The organism is Paraburkholderia tuberum STM678, from assembly GCF_902833905.1.
In the GTDB taxonomy this organism is placed as follows: domain Bacteria; phylum Pseudomonadota; class Gammaproteobacteria; order Burkholderiales; family Burkholderiaceae; genus Paraburkholderia; species Paraburkholderia tuberum.
Window position 1 is genome coordinate 77,679 of record NZ_CADFGP010000001.1, and the last position, 17,736, is coordinate 95,414.

Annotated in this window: 15 protein-coding genes and 3 pseudogenes; 8 read left to right on the plus strand and 10 right to left on the minus strand. The window is 60.7% G+C overall.

Annotated elements, in window-relative coordinates; genetic code table 11:
- Nucleotides 1-26 precede the first annotated feature (26 nt).
- A complete protein-coding gene (locus HWY30_RS00380; RefSeq protein WP_090810657.1) occupies nucleotides 27-590 on the plus strand; it encodes a histidine kinase in 564 nt (187 codons plus the stop codon).
- Nucleotides 587-1,843 carry an MFS transporter gene (locus HWY30_RS00385; protein ID WP_090810659.1) on the plus strand — a complete coding sequence of 419 codons (1,257 nt, stop codon included), beginning with the start codon at nucleotides 587-589 and terminating at the stop codon, nucleotides 1,841-1,843. The genes HWY30_RS00380 and HWY30_RS00385 overlap by 4 nt, the downstream gene beginning before the upstream one ends.
- A gap of 98 nt (nucleotides 1,844-1,941) precedes the next feature.
- On the opposite strand, the gene HWY30_RS00390 is transcribed toward HWY30_RS00385, so the two are convergent.
- Nucleotides 1,942-2,277 (minus strand): RcnB family protein, encoded by a 336-nt coding sequence (locus tag HWY30_RS00390; protein WP_090810661.1) that lies wholly within the window; start codon nucleotides 2,275-2,277, stop codon nucleotides 1,942-1,944.
- Between the two features lie 409 nt (nucleotides 2,278-2,686).
- A pseudogene (locus tag HWY30_RS00395) lies at nucleotides 2,687-2,923 on the minus strand (arginine deiminase family protein); the annotation flags it as partial.
- 48 nt (nucleotides 2,924-2,971) lie between these two features.
- Between HWY30_RS00395 and HWY30_RS00400 the strand changes: the two are divergent.
- Both HWY30_RS00400 and HWY30_RS00405 read left to right on the plus strand, forming a co-directional pair.
- Nucleotides 2,972-3,115: pseudogene (locus tag HWY30_RS00400) on the plus strand (transposase); the annotation flags it as partial.
- A pseudogene (locus HWY30_RS00405) lies at nucleotides 3,116-3,310 on the plus strand (arginine-ornithine antiporter); the annotation flags it as partial.
- Between the two features lie 21 nt (nucleotides 3,311-3,331).
- Here HWY30_RS00405 and HWY30_RS00410 read toward each other — a convergent pair.
- Genes HWY30_RS00410 through HWY30_RS00420 form a run of 4 tightly spaced genes read right to left on the minus strand, consistent with a single transcriptional unit; the run spans nucleotide 3,332 to nucleotide 5,910 of the window.
- The gene (locus HWY30_RS00410; RefSeq protein ID WP_090810663.1) at nucleotides 3,332-4,675 is read right to left on the minus strand and encodes an ATP-binding protein; all 1,344 of its coding nucleotides are present in this window, start codon (nucleotides 4,673-4,675) and stop codon (nucleotides 3,332-3,334) included.
- Nucleotides 4,672-5,412: a response regulator gene (locus HWY30_RS00415; RefSeq protein WP_018422680.1), complete on the minus strand. Its 741-nt coding sequence runs from the start codon at nucleotides 5,410-5,412 to the stop codon at nucleotides 4,672-4,674. Before HWY30_RS00415 ends, HWY30_RS00410 begins: the two co-directional genes overlap by 4 nt.
- Nucleotides 5,413-5,419: 7 nt before the next feature.
- Nucleotides 5,420-5,542, minus strand: coding sequence for a hypothetical protein (locus tag HWY30_RS42400; RefSeq protein WP_260332763.1), 123 nt, complete (start codon nucleotides 5,540-5,542; stop codon nucleotides 5,420-5,422).
- Nucleotides 5,539-5,910, minus strand: coding sequence for a GFA family protein (locus HWY30_RS00420; RefSeq protein WP_090810665.1), 372 nt, complete (start codon nucleotides 5,908-5,910; stop codon nucleotides 5,539-5,541). Before HWY30_RS00420 ends, HWY30_RS42400 begins: the two co-directional genes overlap by 4 nt.
- A gap of 559 nt (nucleotides 5,911-6,469) precedes the next feature.
- Between HWY30_RS00420 and HWY30_RS00425 the strand changes: the two genes are divergently transcribed.
- Together HWY30_RS00425 and HWY30_RS00430 are read left to right on the plus strand one after the other, a co-directional pair.
- On the plus strand, nucleotides 6,470-7,513 hold the full coding sequence (locus tag HWY30_RS00425) for a patatin-like phospholipase family protein (RefSeq protein ID WP_176078826.1): 1,044 nt from the start codon (nucleotides 6,470-6,472) through the stop codon (nucleotides 7,511-7,513).
- 2 nt (nucleotides 7,514-7,515) lie between these two features.
- Nucleotides 7,516-9,012 (plus strand): GntP family permease, encoded by a 1,497-nt coding sequence (locus HWY30_RS00430; protein WP_090810670.1) that lies wholly within the window; start codon nucleotides 7,516-7,518, stop codon nucleotides 9,010-9,012.
- 56 nt (nucleotides 9,013-9,068) lie between these two features.
- Here HWY30_RS00430 and HWY30_RS00435 read toward each other — a convergent pair whose 3' ends face one another.
- Nucleotides 9,069-10,472: a replication initiation protein gene (locus HWY30_RS00435; RefSeq protein WP_167368809.1), complete on the minus strand. Its 1,404-nt coding sequence runs from the start codon at nucleotides 10,470-10,472 to the stop codon at nucleotides 9,069-9,071.
- A 1,047-nt stretch (nucleotides 10,473-11,519) separates the two neighbouring features.
- On the opposite strand from HWY30_RS00435, the gene HWY30_RS00440 reads away from it, so the two are divergent.
- Both HWY30_RS00440 and HWY30_RS00445 read left to right on the plus strand, forming a co-directional pair.
- Nucleotides 11,520-12,731 (plus strand): ParA family protein, encoded by a 1,212-nt coding sequence (locus HWY30_RS00440; RefSeq protein ID WP_167368785.1) that lies wholly within the window; start codon nucleotides 11,520-11,522, stop codon nucleotides 12,729-12,731.
- Entirely contained in the window at nucleotides 12,728-13,702 is a 975-nt protein-coding gene (locus tag HWY30_RS00445; RefSeq protein ID WP_090811822.1) for a ParB/RepB/Spo0J family partition protein, read from the plus strand. The genes HWY30_RS00440 and HWY30_RS00445 overlap by 4 nt, the downstream gene beginning before the upstream one ends.
- Before the next feature lie 1,976 nt (nucleotides 13,703-15,678).
- Here the strand turns inward: HWY30_RS00445 and HWY30_RS41305 are convergent.
- Genes HWY30_RS41305 through HWY30_RS41315 form a run of 3 tightly spaced genes read right to left on the minus strand, consistent with a single transcriptional unit; the run spans nucleotide 15,679 to nucleotide 17,559 of the window.
- Nucleotides 15,679-16,017, minus strand: a complete 339-nt coding sequence (locus HWY30_RS41305) for a hypothetical protein (protein ID WP_244144715.1) — start codon at nucleotides 16,015-16,017, stop codon at nucleotides 15,679-15,681.
- Nucleotides 15,965-16,810 carry an esterase/lipase family protein gene (locus tag HWY30_RS41310; RefSeq protein WP_244144716.1) on the minus strand — a complete coding sequence of 282 codons (846 nt, stop codon included), beginning with the start codon at nucleotides 16,808-16,810 and terminating at the stop codon, nucleotides 15,965-15,967. The genes HWY30_RS41305 and HWY30_RS41310 overlap by 53 nt, the downstream gene beginning before the upstream one ends.
- Nucleotides 16,807-17,559 (minus strand): hypothetical protein, encoded by a 753-nt coding sequence (locus HWY30_RS41315; protein WP_244144717.1) that lies wholly within the window; start codon nucleotides 17,557-17,559, stop codon nucleotides 16,807-16,809. Before HWY30_RS41315 ends, HWY30_RS41310 begins: the two co-directional genes overlap by 4 nt.
- Nucleotides 17,560-17,736: the final 177 nt, after the last annotated feature.

Consider the following 17,736-nt stretch of genomic DNA (forward strand, 5'->3'; position numbering starts at 1 on the left):
TTTTCACACTTTCCGATGCAAACGCGATGCAAATGATGCAAGGCAACCTGACCGAACCCGCACCGCACGATACGCAGATGCTGGATATCGCAGACCTCGAGCGTCTCGCGCTGGCGATGCGCCTGAAGAACCAACCGCTCGAGCTGTTCCGCGCGGTTCACAGGGTGGCGGCAAAGGCGATAGGCCTAAGCCTATTCACGATCATGTCCTACGATGCGCGGCGTCACGAGGTCGAACGGGTCTACACGAACCTGCCGGACATCTATCCACTGGGCGGCCGCAAAAAGAAGCAAGGCACCGCGTGGTCGCGACAGATACTTCAGGATCTGAAGCCGTTTCGTGCCGCCACGTCGCAAGGCATTCGCGAGGCCTTCGACGATCATGCGGTGATGACAGGTATCGGTCTCGGCTCGATCCTCAACATTCCGATCGCCTATGATGGCGTGTGCATCGGTACGATGAACCTGACCCACAAGGAAGGCTGGTACACCAGCCGTCATGAAAGCATAGGCCTCCTGATCGGCGCCTTCCTTGTCCCCGCTCTGCTCAAGCAGAATACGGCATCCCCCGCTTGCGCCGCCCGTTCATGAAAACACCATCCGAGCTGCAAAACTATCGAGCGGTGACCCATTCCGCCGTCTCGCAAGGCCGCTGGGTGCTGGTCTTCGTGCTCGCCTACCTCGCGCTGATCGCCGATGGCGCCGACGTGATGATGTACGGCCTCACCCTGTCGCGCATCAAGGACGACTTCGGGCTGACCAATGTCGAAGCGGGCGCGCTCGGCAGTCTGACCTTGCTCGGCATGGCGATCGGCGGCATTGTCGGCGGCTGGGCGAGCGATCGTCTCGGTCGCGTGCGGGTCATCGCATGGGCGCTCGCGCTGTTCTCGCTCGGCGCGGGGATGCTCGGGTTCACGCACAGCTTCGTCGAATTCGCGGCGGTGCGCTTTATCAGTTCGCTCGGCATTGGCTGCATGGTGCTGGTCACCACGCTCGTAGCCGAATATGTGCCGACAGAACGGCGCTCGCTGGTACTCGGCATGCTGCAAACCGGCATTTCGGCCGGCTATATCGTCGTGATCGCACTCAGCAACTGGATCCTGCCGCAGTACGGCTGGCGCACGCTGTACTACGTGTCTGCCGTGCCGGTGCTGCTCGCATTCGTGATCAAGTTCGCGGTGCCCGAACCGGCGGCATGGCTCGCGAGCCGGGCTGCCGACCGTGCGAGCAAAACGCGGCTCGTCGACAATCGCTACGCGCAGATTTTCCGCGACCGCCAGGCGCGCACGATGTTCATCCTGTGGACCTTCGCGTCGACCTTCGTGCTGTCCGGCTTTTACGGCCTGAACAACTGGCTGCCGACGTATCTCGAGAAGGAATTGCACATCAAATTCAGCTCGCTGACCGGCTATATGATCGGCACATACGTGGTCGCCTTCATCGGCAAGATCTTCGCGGGCTGGCTCGGTGACCGCTGGAGCCGGCGCGGCGTGTACGTGCTCGGCTGCATCGGTGCGGCACTCTTTCTGCCCGTGATCATTTTCTGGCACACCCACGACAACATTTCCACGCTGATGCTTGTCTTCGGCTTTCTGTACGGCGTGCCACTCGGCACGATCGGCACATTCATGTCGGAGAGTTTTGCGACGTCGGTGCGCGGCACCGCGGTGGGCGGCTCGTATAATCTCGGGCGCTTCTGTTCGGGGGCGGCGCCAATCGTCATCGGTTTTATCGCGACGCAGTTCTCGATCGGACTTGGCTTTCTCGTGGTCGGCGCGGTGTTCTTTTTGAGCGGCGTGACTGCATTGTTCGTTCCCGACCGGCTATACGACACGCAGCATTAAATCGACGCGAAAATGACGAAATCATGTCGTGTCGATGAATGGCCCAGGTTCCGGCGCTAAAACTGGTCGCCGGATAGCCCGGGCCCCACGAGGAAGCATTACTGGGTTCCGGCGACAATGTCTGAAATGGTCCAGTTGTTCGTCGTTACGAGCACATAGTCGCCATTGATACCCAGCCATTTGTGCCCGCGCGGCGGCGCATTGAGGCCATGTCCGCGCCAGTCGTCCATCATGAAGTTGTAGTTACGGTATTCGGCCGGCACACGTTGACCTTTATGCCAGTCACGGTGCGGAATCGTCGGCATCACCTGCTGACGGCCCGTACCGGCCATCTGGCCGCCGCCCTGGTCCTTCATGGGCCCAGCCGCAATCGCGAGCGCGGACATACCGGCAAACGACAAGGCGACGAGTTGCGCAACAAAGCGATTATTCATATTCGAACCTCCGTGCGGTGGATGAAAGCTCCGAGCATTCACGCGATTGACGTGAAAAGTGATCGTCCAGCTACTCGCAGATTCATTAACTCGAACTTCATTGCAGCGATCGCTGGTCTATCGAATGTAATCCTTGCAAATCGCGAGATATCAAATTCGATAATTCAGGCGCGAAGTCGTTAAAAAGTATAGTAAAAGGAAGTTCGACTTCAAGCCGGACCTGCCCACCACTACCGCGTGCGTCAACCCGGCGATTAACGGGGCGATTCGATTCGTCGCGTCGATCATCTGGACGGATCGCGCCGTTCCTGGCGGCGGCGGGCGCGCGCGCGGCGCTGTCGCCCGCTCGCCACTTCAGCGAGCGGGCGACACTTTGCCAGTCACCGGCCAGATTGATTCGCTTGACTGATCAATAGTCGACCGCATCGCGGATGATCGGGCAGGTCATGCAGTGACCGCCGCCACGTCCACGGCCCAGCTCCGCACCGACGATCGTAATCACCTCGATGCCCTGCTTGCGCAACAGCGTGTTCGTGTACGTGTTGCGGTCGTATGCATAGACGACGCCCGGCGACGCGCACACGAGGTTCGCACCGCTATCCCACTGCGTGCGCTCGCGTTGATAGTCCCCCCGCGTCACAATGGTTGTCGCCTGGATAAAATTGGAATCTGGGGGCGATAAAGAGAGAACAAGTTGGCGCGTTACGGAAAGACATTCAAGGACAGAGCGGTGGCGCGGTTGCTGCCGCCGGAGAGCGCATCAGTGGAAGCGGTTGCGCGAGAGATCGGTGTGGGCGCGCAGACGCTGGAGCGCTGGCGCAGTGATGCGCGGTGCCGCGTCGTCGCGATCGTCGTTGCATCGATCGGCATCTGGCTATTTCATTTCATGATCCTGAAGGGCGTGCAGCAGGCGGCCTTTATCAACAGTATCGTCACGGTCGCCAAGATCATTCCGATTCTGGTGTTCATCGTGATCCTGATCTTCGGCTTCCGGTTGGACCTGTTCCAGGCCAACCTCTACGGCGGAGGACTCGCCGCGCCGCAAGAGGTCCAACTATGACTCGCGCAACTTCCTCAACGTCAGCCGCGCTTCGAGACCGCCGCCGACACGGTTGTGCAGCGTGAGCGTCGCATCCATCGCGAGCGCGAGTTGCCGCGCGATCGCGAGCCCCAGCCCCGTGCCGCCCGTTTGACGATTGCGCGACCCTTCGAGCCGCACGAACGGCTCGAACACCGTCTCCAGCGACTCGACCGGAATGCCGGGACCGCGATCGAGCACCGACACGGTAGCCTCGCCATCGTGCAACGCCCCGATATCGATCTGCGCGGCGCCGCCGTACCTCAGCGCGTTATCGACCAGATTGCCAACGATGCGCTTCAACGCCTGCGGACGCATCGTCAGCGACTGGCCGAAGTGGCCCTGCAGTGACACTTGCTGACCCGCGTCGACGTAATCGCACACCAGGCTGTCGAACAGCGCATCGGGATCGATGCGGCGCGGCACCTCGGTCGTGCCATGCATCGTGCGCGCATAGGTGACCCCTTCCTTGACCAGCGCCTCCATTTCCTGCAGATCCTGGCGCAGCTTTGCGGCCTCGCTGTCGTTGTCCATCGTGTCGACACGCAGACGCATGCGCGTGATCGGCGTCTGCAAATCGTGCGAAATCGCCGCAAGAATCTGCATGCGCTCGGTCATGTACGTGGCGATCCGGTCCTGCATCGCGTTGAACGCGCGCGCGGCGCGCGCCACTTCGGACGGACCGGCTTCGCGCAGACGCGCGGCCTTCAGGTCGGGGCCGAGCGTGTCGGCCGCGACTGCGAGCTGATTGAGCGGGCGCGTCGCGAGCCGTACCGCCAGCCAGCAGCAGGCCGCGAGCACGAGCAGTTGCAGCGTCAGCACGAGCGGCAGCCAGCGCGACAACGGGGCGCCGGGCATCGGCCGCAGGTCGATGGTGAGCGGCGTGCCGTCGCTCAGTTTCAGGTGCACCTGCAGACGCTCGCGATCGCCCGGCACTGCGTTGACGGTCAACGGATAACGCGTGCCGATGCCATCGCCGATCGACTGCGCGACGCGCGCCGACAGGCTCGCGTCGACCGGGGTACCTGGCACGCCCGGGCCGAGCACGAACTCATAGCTACGCCGCGCGAGCCGCGGCAGCCACTGGGCGCGCTCGTCGGGCGGCAGATGATCGAGCAGCGCGACCGAGCTCGCCACCTCGCGCTCGATGTAGCCCATCATGATGTTGGTCATCGTCTGGTCGCGCTCGGTCATCGTGAGCCAGAACGACAGCGCCTGCGCGAGCGCGAGCCCGACGAACAAAATCACCGCGAGCCGCGCGAACAGCGTGCGCGGCCAATGCGGCCAGCGCAGCAACGACGGTGATGGAGATGCGCTCATTGCGGATCTCCGATCGCGGTCACGGCCGCTGAAAACACATAGCCCTCGCTGCGCAGCGTCTTGATGTAGCGCGGCTCGCGCGCGCCGTCCCGCAGGCGTTGACGCAGGCGGCTCACCATCAGATCGATCGAGCGGTCGAACGGATCGGCCTGGCGTCCCTGGGTGAGGTTCAGCAACTGATCGCGCGTGAGCACGCGCTGCGGATGATCGAGAAACACACGCAACAGACGGTACTCCGCGCCGCTCAACGCCACCTCGGTTCCGTCCGCGTCGAGCAGATGGCGCGCGGTCGTGTCGAGCCGCCAGTCGCCGAAGCACAGCATCGGCGCCGACTCCGTCACCTCCATGCCGGGCGGCAGCATGCGCGCGCGGCGCAGCACCGAACGGATTCGCGCGAGCAACTCGCGTGCGGCGAACGGTTTGGTCAGGTAATCGTCGGCGCCCATTTCGAGGCCGACGATCCGGTCCGCTTCCTCGCTGCGCGCCGTCAGCATCAGGATCGGCACCGTGCGGAACTTGCCCGCGCGCAACTCACGGCACAGCACGAGGCCGTCTTCGCCGGGCAGCATCAGGTCGAGCACGATCAGGTCGGGCGCGCCGTTCTCGAGCGCGGCGCGCATCTGGCGGCCGTTGGCCGCGAGCGAGACACGCACGCCGTTTTTCTCGAGGTATCCCGCGAGCAGTTCACGGATACCGCGATCGTCATCGACGATCAGTACGTGGTCGGAGGTTTCCATCGACGGATCATCTGCTGCGGCGTTTGAGTTGCACGCCGCTCGACTGGATCAATGAACACTGCAACGGATGCGCGAGTTCGGCCGCGAAGCCGCCCGCCACGAACACAGCGATGGCAAACAGGCGTTTCATGCGTCCTCCAGCACGGAAAGACTCGCGCCATCGGCCACGCCGGCTTCGAGCGCGTAAGGATCGACCCCGTCGAGGCAGCCAATATTGACGCGCCATTGCTGCGGATCCTTGCGCGTCTGATGAAAAGGATAGATGCCGCAATGCTTGCAGAAGTAGTGTTTCGCGACCTTCGTGTTGAACTGGTATAGCGTCAGCGAATCCTCGCCACTCAGAATCTTCAACTGACTGGCGGGAAAGAGCGGTGTCATCAGCGCGCCCTTGCGGCGGCACAGGCTGCAGTTGCAACGACCAGCCGGAACGATTTCGGTGCGAACTTCGAACTTGACGGCCCCGCAGTGACAGGACCCTTGCAGCAACCCGGCGTTCATGATGCTCTCCGTGATTTGACGATGCCTGCTTTATAGCCCGGTTCATCAGTCGAATTATGTCGTAATGTATCCGGCGGCCGAGACGATACATTACATTGCAATACGCCGCGGCGATTAGCGCAAGGCGAAACAGCGAAGATATACACGCGAGTTAGCATTTAAGCGGCACGCGCAAACGGATAACGCAGATTGCATGATTGCCACCGCATTATCGCGCTCAACCGTGCAAAGATACTCCGCCTATCCATGATTATGTGAGCGGCTTATGTAAGCGGCGCGCCGGCCGGCCTCCCTACACGCTGTTTTTGACCTCGGCGTGACCAGCAAGCGGGCGATGACGGCCACGAGCCGGTTGCCCGCAAGCTCTGTGAATCAAGTTGAATGCGCTTGACTTTTAGTCACCGGCCACTTCCAATACCAATGGTGCAGTGCGATGTTTCGCCTTTGAAACACGCCTCACCTCATTCGGTAGTTCACAGCATTGGCCAGCAGTTCATTCGTCCGCCGTGCATGCGGCGTCAGCTCGCGAAATGGAGCACTCCTCACTACCGGAGTCGTCTTGGCTGCAACAAAAAACCAACCCACCCACCGCGAACCCGCCCTTATCGACCTCGCATTGCAAGGCGGCGGATCGCACGGTGCTTTTACATGGGGCGTCCTCGACCGTTTGCTCGAAGAGTCGTGGCTGCGGATCGAAGGAATATCGGGTACGTCGGCTGGCGCGATGAACGCCGCGGTGCTGGTGAGCGGCTATCAGGCAGACGGCGCGGCCGGCGCGCGCGCCGCGCTCGAAGCCTTCTGGCGGCGAGTATTCGAAGCATCGGTGTACAGCCCGTTTCGCCGTACCCCGTTCGACGTGTTGATGGGCCGCTGGACGCTCGACTACTCGCCGCTCTTCATCGCGATGGACCTCGCGGCGCGCGTGTTTTCTCCATACGACCTGAACCCGCGCGGCGTACATCCGCTGGCGAAGATTCTGCAGGACTCGATCGATTTCGCGCATCTGCGCGACGCGCCGATCAAGCTGTTCATCACCGCGACGCGCGTGCGCACGGGCCAGGCGCGTGTGTTTCGCAATGCCGACCTGACGCCTGACGTGCTGCTCGCCTCCGGCTGCCTGCCCACGCTGTTTCAGGCCGTGCAGATCGACGGTGAAGACTACTGGGACGGCGGCTATGCCGGTAATCCGACCATGACGCCGCTGGTACGCGAATGCACGTCGAGCGACACGCTGCTGATCCAGGTCAATCCCGTCGTGCGGGACGAAACCCCGCGCACCGCGCGCGACATCATCAGTCGCCTGAACGAAGTTGCCTTCAACGCGCCACTGCTGAAAGAGCTGCGCATGATCGCGCTGCTGCGCCGCGCGGCGGACCCCGGCAGCGACGAAGGCCGCCATTGGGCGGCGATGCGCATCCATCGGATCGCGAGCGAGCTGATGACCGAACTCGGCTACTCGTCGAAGCTGAACGCCGAGTGGAGCTTTCTGACGATGCTGCGCGACGAAGGCCGGCGTGCCGCCGACGCGTTCCTCGCCGAGCACGGCGATTCGATCGGCGTGCGCTCCTCGCTGGATCTCGACGCGTTGCTCGACGGAGTCTGACCATGGAAGTCATCACCCTGTCACCGCTCGCGATCGGTCTAGGGCTTTTCGGCATGCTCGCGAGTCTCGCGCTGCTGATCGGCTTCGCGTACCGCGGCTGGACCGTGCTGCTGCTCGCGCCGTTCGCCGCGATGCTGGCCGCCGCGATTTCGGGCGAACCGATTCTCGCGCATTGGACCCAGACCTTCATGCTCAGCGCCGCGCGCTTTCTCGCGCAGTTCTTTCCGTTGTTCCTGCTCGGCGCGCTGTTCGGCAAGCTGATGGAAGACAGCGGCTCCGTGAAGGCGATCGCCAGTTACATGACGGAGAAGCTTGGCGCGCATCGGGCGATTCTCGCGGTCGTGATCGGTGGCGCACTCGTCACCTATGGCGGCGTCAGCCTCTTCGTGGCGTTCTTCGTGCTCGCGCCGATGGCCACCGCCCTCTTCCAGGCCGCCAATATTCCGCGCCGTCTGATGCCGGCCGCGATCGCGCTCGGCACGTCGACGTTCACGATGTCCGCGCTGCCCGGCACACCGGCTATCCAGAACGCGATCCCGATGCCGTTCTTTGGTACGACGCCGTTTGCGGCACCTGGGCTTGGCATCATCGCAAGTATCGTGATGGTGGTGTTCGGGCTCTGGTGGTTGTCCTTGCAGCAATCGCGCGCGAAGGCGGCCAATGAAGGATTCGACGGACTCGAGGCAGCGGTGAAATCCACCGGGGCGCCGGCCAGCGACAACCTCGTGCGCGAGCGCGCAAGCGTATCGCAGAGTTTCGATCCGGAGGAAGCGAAGCGCGGACATGTCAGCGAGAGTCTGCCCTCGTTCGGCGTCGCGCTCACGCCGCTCGTGCTCGTCGTGCTGACGAACTTCGTGATGAACGTGATCGTGCTGCCGCGCATCGACGCCGACTATCTGGCCGAGGTCCGTTGGGGCGAGACGTCGCTTGCGGCGGTCGGCGGTGTGTGGGGCGTGTGCGTGGCGCTCACCGTCGCGATCGTCGTGCTCGTGCTGCTCAATCGGCATCGCCTGCCAGCGCTGCGCGAGACGATCGATGCGGGCGCGAATGCATCGGTGCTGCCGGTGCTGAGCGTCGGCAGTCTGGTCGGCTATGGCGCGGTGATCGCCGCGCTGCCAGCGTTCGCGCTCGTGCGCGAATGGGTGCTGGGTATCGGCGGTGGTCCGCTCGTATCGCTCGCGGTCGCCACCAATCTGCTCGCGGCGCTGACCGGCTCGGCCTCGGGCGGTCTCACCATTGCGCTCGACGCGCTCGGCAGCACCTATCTGCAACTGGCTGCGCAATACGGCATCGACCCGGCGCTGCTGCATCGGGTCGCCGTGATTTCCTCAGGCACACTCGACAGCCTGCCGCATAACGGCGCGGTCGTGACGCTGCTTGCCGTGTGTGGGTCGAACCACCGCGAAAGCTATCGCGACATCGTGATCGTCGGGATTCTCGGCGCGTTACTCGCGCTGGTGGTGGTGATCGTGCTGGGCTCGCTGTTCGGGTCGTTCTGAGCGTTCTGAGCGTCTGAAGTAGCAAGGGCTGCTTTGCAGCCGATTTCCGGCTCACTTCACGCCGCCGCGCGCGCCGCATTCATCCGGCCGAACACGAACTGCCCCAGATACCAGACCAGCTCGGTATTCGCGAAAATCGCATCTTCGGTGACCGTCGACGGTTCGAGCTTCATCCGACGCAGCATCAGCTTGCCTTCGCGCGACGTCGTCCACGCATGCATGAGTTCCTTGCGCGTCTTCGCATCGGCGGCGTTGAAATGGTCGCGGCCCTTGCGCGAATCCTCGTTCATGCGCGCGCGCACTTCTTCTTCGCGCGTCGCGATGCTGTGCGCCACGGTCTTTCTCGTTTCGGTCTTGACCGCCTGTTCCTGCGTTTCGTCGGCGAGCAGTTTGGCCTGTACGTCGACCATCGTGCGCTCGGCGTCGGAGATCTTCCAGTTGTCGCGTAGCGCGCGCATCAGGTAGCCCGCGGGGCTCTTCTTGACCTGGCCGCGCTTGACCCTGAAGCGCGTGTATTCGACGGCCTGCTGGATACGTTCGTCGGTCCAGAGTTCGCGGTTCTCCGAAATCTCGCTGAACTGCTTGGTCGAGAGCCCGAATTCGTCGGTGAGAATCTTGTACAGATGGCTCGCGTCGGCGAGGCTCGCGAGTACCGCGTCGGCTGTGTCCTTGCGCTTGAGCAGGAAGCGGATGCGGTCGATTTTCTTCGACGTCGTGGATGCAGTCCGCGTCTCATAGGACATCTCGACGTCCGACACTTCGTTGATCTCGCGCACCGCCGGCTCGAGCCAATCGCGCTTGAAGTATTTGAAGATGGCGGCATTCGCGCCCATTTTGCCGGGCCAGTTGCGCATTTCCTCGAGCTGGATCCAGTCGGTGCGTCCCGCGGGCACGTTGGGCAAAACTTTGTCGTAGATCGCGCGCGCGAGACTGCGCGTGAACGCGGTGGAAATGCGCAAGCTCAGCCAATGCGATTTCTGCGGATCGCGGATATGCGGCACGAGCCGCGGATGGACGTCGAAACGCATACGTCCGCGATGAAAGCCGACCATGCCGATCAACTGAACCTGCACCCACAGATCGTTTTCGTTGGGATCGCGGTCCGCGGGCGTATTCGTCACGCGAACTTTCGCGTTCTGAGCTTCGTCGGCGATCGTGCGCAAGTGCTTCAGGTTGCGGCTGTCGTAACGCATCAGCCACTTGAAGTAGTTGAGTTCGACGTCGTACTGATCGCGCTGCTCGGGCTCCTGCGCGACGATGAAGTACGCGGCATCGAGAAAGCGCCGCGCCGGCAGCCCCATATTGACGATTTCGGTGAAGAAATCGTTGCGCTGATAACCGATCTCGCGATTGGCCTCGTTGATGCGCAATCCCTGATCGAACATGTCTTCGAACAGCGCGAGCGCCATCTGGCGTGACGTCGCTTTCGACCTGCCCTCTTCCGGATTGTCCGCGGCCATGTTCTTCATCCACTTTTTCGCTCCCGGGACTGTAAGCATGCGGTGGTGAGCTGTCAACACACAGAACCTCACCATCAAACGACCGCAACGGAGGCCGTTTCGGCGTCCCTTCCGCGTTTCGGCACACAGAACCTCACCATGTTCACAAAGAACCTCACCTTGCGGGCGGGCGTTCGCGCGGCAAGGCCTTATGCGACGGCCCTTTCAACCTCGTTCCCAGTAGCTGCACAACCCACCTCACCTTTGTGATTTCACGCAGTGGCAAACACATCGAACCGCACCTTGGTGGGGAATCGGTCTCACCTTGCTGCACAACCAACCGCACCTCTGAGCACAGCGAACCTCACCTTCGACACAACGCACCTCACCTTTTGGAACTTAAGTGCTTGAATGGATTGAATAGTGTTTGGTTGCGTTGGTTTGTGGGTTTGTTCTCGGGTTTAAAAAAAACCTACCAACCCGGCACACACAAATAAATGCGGCTGAAGATTGCGCGATGCAGCATGGTGAGGTTGATTGTGCGAAACGTTGAGCGGGTTCGGAAGAGCTGTTGCCAAGGTGAGGTTGGTTGTGCTGCTACGGTGATTGGCAAAGCTTGGTGATGAGCTGAACCTCTGGCTGACGGCCTGGCCCCGGTGTATCGCCGCTTCTGTGGGTGAGGTTGATTGTGCATTTGGGTTCTATGCGCGGGGAGCACTCGCAGGGAGGTGGCGAAAATCTAACAATGGTGAGGTCGGTTGTGCAGAAGATCGCCGGACCGGTCTTTCAGGAAATGAGAAAGTGCACAAATGACCTCACCCAGTGCCTAAGTCTCGAGCAGGAGTGCCGACTCCGCTACCCAGATTGCGAAGAAAGGTGAGGTCATTTGTGCCTTTGAGGACGCAGTGTTTCGAGGCTCGTTTAGTTTCCACGGCGATTCCGCGACCGAAAACGGTCTGGAAATACAGAAATTTGCAGAAAATCCGCATAAAAACAGTAATTTAAAAAGCTATTTTCAAGTATTTCCTGTATTCTGAGGTTTCTGGAATTTTATGGAAAAACCTCAGAATGGTCAGAACGAGCCAACTTCCTGCCGTAGACCGAACCGTTCACTTTGAGCAGATCAGTGAGTTCGCAGAAAAAGTCACCATTTTCACTAATGAGCTGCGTGACACGATTCTGGCTCCGCGTCCTCGAAAAACGGCTCCCGTTTTCAAGACCGGCGAGATTGCCGAGATGTGCAACGTCTCACACTCGCAGGTTCAGTATCTCGCGACAAAAGGCGACGGAGAACTGCCTTCGGGCACGGCGGCAGGCACGGGCCGTACCCGGACCTTCACGCTGGAGGAGGCGCGGATCTGGGTACAAAAGATTTCCGACATCTACCAGACTCCACTGGTCACGCGCCTGAAGGAGCCAGACGGGAAGATCATTATCACCGCGCAGCTCAAAGGTGGCTCCGCCAAGACGACGACGACGATGTGCCTCGCCCAGGGGCTGTCGCTGCGGGGACGCAAAGTGTTGGTGGTTGATCTCGACCCGCAGGCGTCGCTTTCGGAACTGTGTGGACTGTACGCGGAAAAAGACGTGACGCCTGAAGACACAGTATTGCCGTACGTCTACGACCAGGACATCGAAGGTGGCCTCGAGGGGCGGGTCCAGTCGACGTACTGGGATGGCATCGACGTGATTCCTGCGCACACGGAACTGATTGGAGCAGAGTTCCATCTGCCGGCGATGCAAAAGATGCGACCGGGTTTTCGCTTCTGGACCGTGCTTCGTCAAGGGCTCGAGCCGCTGCGCAAGAAGTACGACTACATTCTCATGGATACGTCGCCGTCGCTGTCGTACCTCAATCTGAACGCGCTGATGGCCGCGGATGCCATGGTGATGCCGATGGTGCCAGAAAACCTGGACTTCATCAGCTCGCTGTCGTTCTGGCGACTTTTCTCGGACGTGTCCAAAAGCTTTATCAAATTCGAGACGGACAAGAAGTACGACTTCGTGTCGCTGGTGTTGTCGCGGGTCGATTATGGGCGGAACTCATCGGCGCCGATCGTGCGCGCGTGGGCGCAAAGCGCGTACGAAAACTGGCTGCATTCGATCGAGGTACCGGCGAGCTCGGTGATGAGCACCGGGGCGTTGGCGTTCTCGACCGTCTTCGACATCAGCAGCAATCACAGCGCGGCCAAGTCGTTGCAACGCGTGCGGCAACCTCTCGTCGACTACTGTCGCTGGATCGACGAGATCTATTCGGAAAAATGGAGGAACGCGCAATGAGCAATATGCGAGAACAGTTGCTGGCCAAGACGTCGGGCATTCGCAAAACTTCGTCGATCAACGAGGACGAGGTGAAGCGCAGCAACCGCACGCAAACGGCGCCCGGCCTTGCCGGCGCGCTGGCCGTTGCGCAACTTCGCGTGCAGGAACTGGAATCGACTGGCGTCGCATCGCAACTGGCGGTTGCAGGCATCTTGCCGAACCCTTGGCAGCCGCGTCGCGTGTTCAACGAAGCAAAGTTAGCCGAGCTCGCGGAGTCGATCCGCGAAGTTGGACTGATGCAGCCGATCGTGGTCCGTCGTGTCGCGGACGACTATCAGATCGTCGCCGGGGAACGACGCTGGCGTGCGCACAAAATGTTGGGGCTGGACACGATCAAGGCCGTGGTTGCGGATTGCTCCGACTCGGATATGGCCGTGCTCGCAATGGTCGAAAACATTAGCCGCGACGACCTTGCTGACTATGAAATAGGCGTGGCGATTCGTCGATCGGAAACAGAGTTCCCGAATCGCAAGCGACTGGCGGAAGCGATGGGATTGTCGCGGGCAGGTCTGTATCAGTTCTTGTCGTTCGACAATCTGCCGGACTTCATCAAGAAAGATCTCGATATTCAACCGCGACTATTGGGCGGGACTGCGGCGCAAGCAATTGCAGCGGCTATCAAAAAGCATGGCGAGGATGGCGTTAAAGCCGCTCGCGAAATTTGGCCTCTGTTGGTGAGAGGCGAAATGGATCAGGGCAAGGTCGCGGCGGGAATCACCGCCCTGGCGACCCGGCAGACGACGTCGGGTGGTACCAGCGGACGCAGCATCGAGAAATTTTTCGCGGGACGAGAGCACGCTGGGAGCATCACCAAGGATGTGAGTAACTTCACGATCAAGATCAAGACCGGAGTGATCACCGAGGCGCAAGAAGTTCAGATACGACAGTTGATGGGACAGATGTTCCAATCGCAGCCGAAGACGAGCTAATCGGTGGTTCGGTTGTAGTGTTAAAAGGCCCGCTTAGTGCGGGCTTTTTTTGGGGTCAATCAAATCGGTCCACCTCGAAGCGTGTCTAGAGTCTAGACACTCACCCCGCAGCCCTACCTTTGCGCCATCCGGTGTCTAGACTCTAGACATTCTTGACGACGCACCCCTGATGCCGATGAAAGCGTGCCGCGTCCGCGCGAACGCACATCCTTCGTGCCTTGCACGACCCGTGGAGCGATTCACGCAGTATTGCGTTCGCAGCGATCTCGCAGGCACCTGCGGCGGGTCAGCCGCTCGCCATGAGCGAGACAGCCAATGACTGGGGATTTCTGATGCATCCATTGAGCCGGGTTCGGCTGCTTCGTTGACGGTCGCATTACCCGGAGCACATACAAAATCGCACAGGCGACATATGACGGACGGGATAGAGGGCCAGCCCTCTGTCCTATAAACGTAAACTCTATTCCGGCAGGCCATCCACGGTCATTCTCAACCCAACGCCGCATCAGCGCGTTTCCCCGACGACTCGACTCCGCTATCGTCGGTTCCAATCTTCTCAATGAGAAAGGCCGCGGCACCTTAGTGCGCGACGTGCATTGCACATGGTTGTCCATGAACAGCTGTGTTCATGATGGCGCTGTCGGCCGCAGCAAACCTCGGCGAAGATCGTCGACGTCCCGCAAGAATGCTTCACTCTCCCGGTGTACCTCAGGCAATGAACGCGCGCAGCGTTGAGGCCACCGCTTATCGACCGCAAAGTCGGTAGTCGTTCTGCTGGAAAAGCTGTTCCGTACGATTAGCAATGAAAGCGGCACGAACAAACGCGCAAAGGAAGGGCTGTGAATGGGGCTTGCCTCAGCGAACAGACGACATGCTTCAAGATCCGGCGGGAGCCAGTTATTACTGGAACGTCGCGTTAAGGGACCCCGAATCATGTATCGCGCGTTCTCTCAAACCATGCATCGTCGTTCTGCAAACGGGTGTTCGATCGACGACCTGGAAGTCAATCGCGAACGCCTGCCGCCGCGATGAATTGGCCGTAATCGCGTTGAACCAACATCCCACCGTCGTCAAGAGAGGACACTCTAAAGATAGTTGATGTCGGTCGTCACGCCTACCGATCTACCCACCCGCCGGGGAGACACCCAGATAGAAGTATTCGAAGGGATGCATCGCGACCGCGCCGATCATTTTTGGGCAAGCATCGGAGTAGTGAGTGACTCGACCGCAACGAATGATCTCCGTCCGATCGTATGTCACGCCACCCGGATGGGCCTGCGTCAGACCACTCGTTCAGCGCGAAATCAACATCGCTGCTCCCAGATCATCCGCAAGAAATCTGTCGGACGATGGACGGCAGGATAGGTGAGGGCAAGCGCGGAAATCTCGCGAACGTAAAGAGTCTCTCCCGGCCCGCCCTGTGATAAAGACGATCGCGCGTCGGCAATGCGAGCGACTGTCAGTCGCCACGCGTGTGGTCAACTTGAACTTCAGCAGATGCAGCGGTCGCGCATCGGCGGCCTAACAATATACGGGGACTGAACATACGGCCAACTTTGGCGAACTAAATATCGAAAAATGAGTGACTCTTAGCCAATACGAGCGAGAATTTTCAATTCTTCGGCCAATCTCGCCAACCGACACGGCGTGAAACATAACAAACCGTCTTTTATTCGTGCCAACCTATTGTTTTAAAAGACTTTTTTAGCCAATACACGCCATTGTTTCACGCCAATCAGTCAAATTGGTGCACGATACCCCATCACTCCCACCAAACGGCGACAACACGCCAGAATGAACACACGTGCCCCGCCAATCCGTAACATTCAATACGTAATTTGTAGCGAAAGAATTTCGAGCGTTCCGCTGACCTGACCGCTCATTCAAACCAATCTTCCGCGCCTGCCTCGATCACGCTGGCTTGATTCGGAACGCTGTACCAGTGATTCGAACGGAGCCCAGCAACAGCAAGCTCGTCAACCCCGAGCCCAAGTCCGAGCCGCCGCGAAAGACAGCTGGCCCCGCCGCCATCGCTTCGCTATCCGAGCCTCCCCGCAAACCTCCCCGCGCTGATCGATCTGCGCAATATCCTCATGCAAGATCCGCCGAATCTCGAGGATCGCCCGCGGCGTCTCCTGCACACTGTGTCCAGCAACAATCACCTTCTCCGACAGCGCGCCCACGAGATGCGCGCTGCGATAAGGGACCACGCCATCATCGGAATCTTCGAGCGGCCCGTTTTCGCGCAGCTGTTCAATGCTGTCAGGCACATGGAAGGTCCGTCCCTGCGGTTCGATGTTCGTCGCCGTCTGCATCACTTCCTCGATCTCGTTCAGCAGGGCAAGCGGCAGACGCACGAGGTTGGCCGCCCAGCGCGACAGCCGGTTGCTCGCGAACGGCGTGCCTCGATTGGGGGGCCGCGATAAATATGGCGCGCTCGATTTGCGGCATCGGCGTGAAGTTCAGTAGCCGATCGAGCCGCTCGTCCTCGCGATCGATATCGGTGCCCTCGGGCACGTACTTGTCCTCGAACGTCGCCCAAAGCGCGTCGCCGGAAGTCGACACGAGCAGCCGCGCCAGAACGCCGCCCATGCTATGACCAATCAACGCCATGCCATGCGACGCCGGCACCGTACCGTCTGGATCGAAGTGCGCGAGCGTCTGTTGCGTGGCGCGGCGGATGCGCGCGAGGTTGACCAGAATCGGCACGTTGGTCGGGTAGTAGACCTGCCACACGTGGAAATGCTGGCGAAGCACTTCATCGCCCTGAATATCGTCGGCGACGTTGACCCATGTCTCGGGGCTGCTCGCGAGGCCGTGCAGCATCAGAATGATCCGTCGATTGGGATCGAACGGTTGCATCATGTAGATGCGGGGCGTATCGATACCGTGTGCGCGTCCAAACAGCGTGCGCAACGATTGCCCGGCGAAGCCCGAGCGCGCGAGCCAGATGCCGTAGCCCGCGCTGAGGTTGGCCGAAAGTGGCACAGTCTGGCCGTGTCGCTCGACACTGTCTTCGCGATACGGATCATAGACGGACAGCACGACCTCATGCGAGGCAAGCACCTGTTCGAGCGTGCCCTGGCTGAACCGGATCGACGCGGTCACGTTCGGCGACGGCATCTCGCGGAAAAAGCGCGACGCCGGCCTTTCGCCCCCAAACCATCGCGTCGATAAATGCTACGTATCCCCGCGAACGACAGCCGCGACGCCGGGATGACTTCGCGCGGTTCGCGCACGCCTTCGGGTAGCCGCGTTCGGCTCAGGTCGAGATGAATGGACCAGCCTGCGATGTACTGCGTGCCCGGCACGCCGTTGCCGGCATCGGCAGCGAGCGCGCCACGCAGAAGCAGCGCGTGGGCAAGTTCCTGCACCGCGTAGTTGTAGTAGTCACGGACCTGGGTCTGACGATCTTCGAATGCACGTTCGCCAGCAGTGCGTTCACCGAGGAACAGAAATGCATACGCGAATCGCGCGGCCCCGAGCCACAGATCGAATTGCGCGTCGCTCCAATCGCTGGCGTTGGCCGGCGTGTTGGTGATGGCGATCTGCAACGACAGTTCGGCGAGGCTCGACAATCGCCGGTCGGTATTGATTCCGTCGACGGTCGAGATCGTATTGATGCAATCGAGCGGCTCACGTTGGCAGGTGTTCCCATCGAGTGCCGCGATGTGCAGGGTGTCTCGCGTCGCGGCGCTCAGACGGCCGGTCGATAGAATGTCGCCGCGGCGCATCGCGATGTACTGCTCCGGGCCTTGTGAGCTGACGGTGACCATCGCGCAACCGCACAGAAGACCGCCAGTGAGCAGCGCGAGTGCCGCGCACCGCGATGTCCACGATGCGAGCGAGCGCGTCATGATGCGTCGAACCGGTTCGTGCGAGAGGGCAGCCGCGCTACGCCGATGCAAGCGATGAACGCTGGCGGCGGCCCGCGACGTTGCAATTGCCAACTTTCTTTTCACGCAGAGTTGCGTCACCCATCGGCGAAACAAAAATTCCTTGAAACCTATAGCGTTTTTTCCCCATGGCATTTC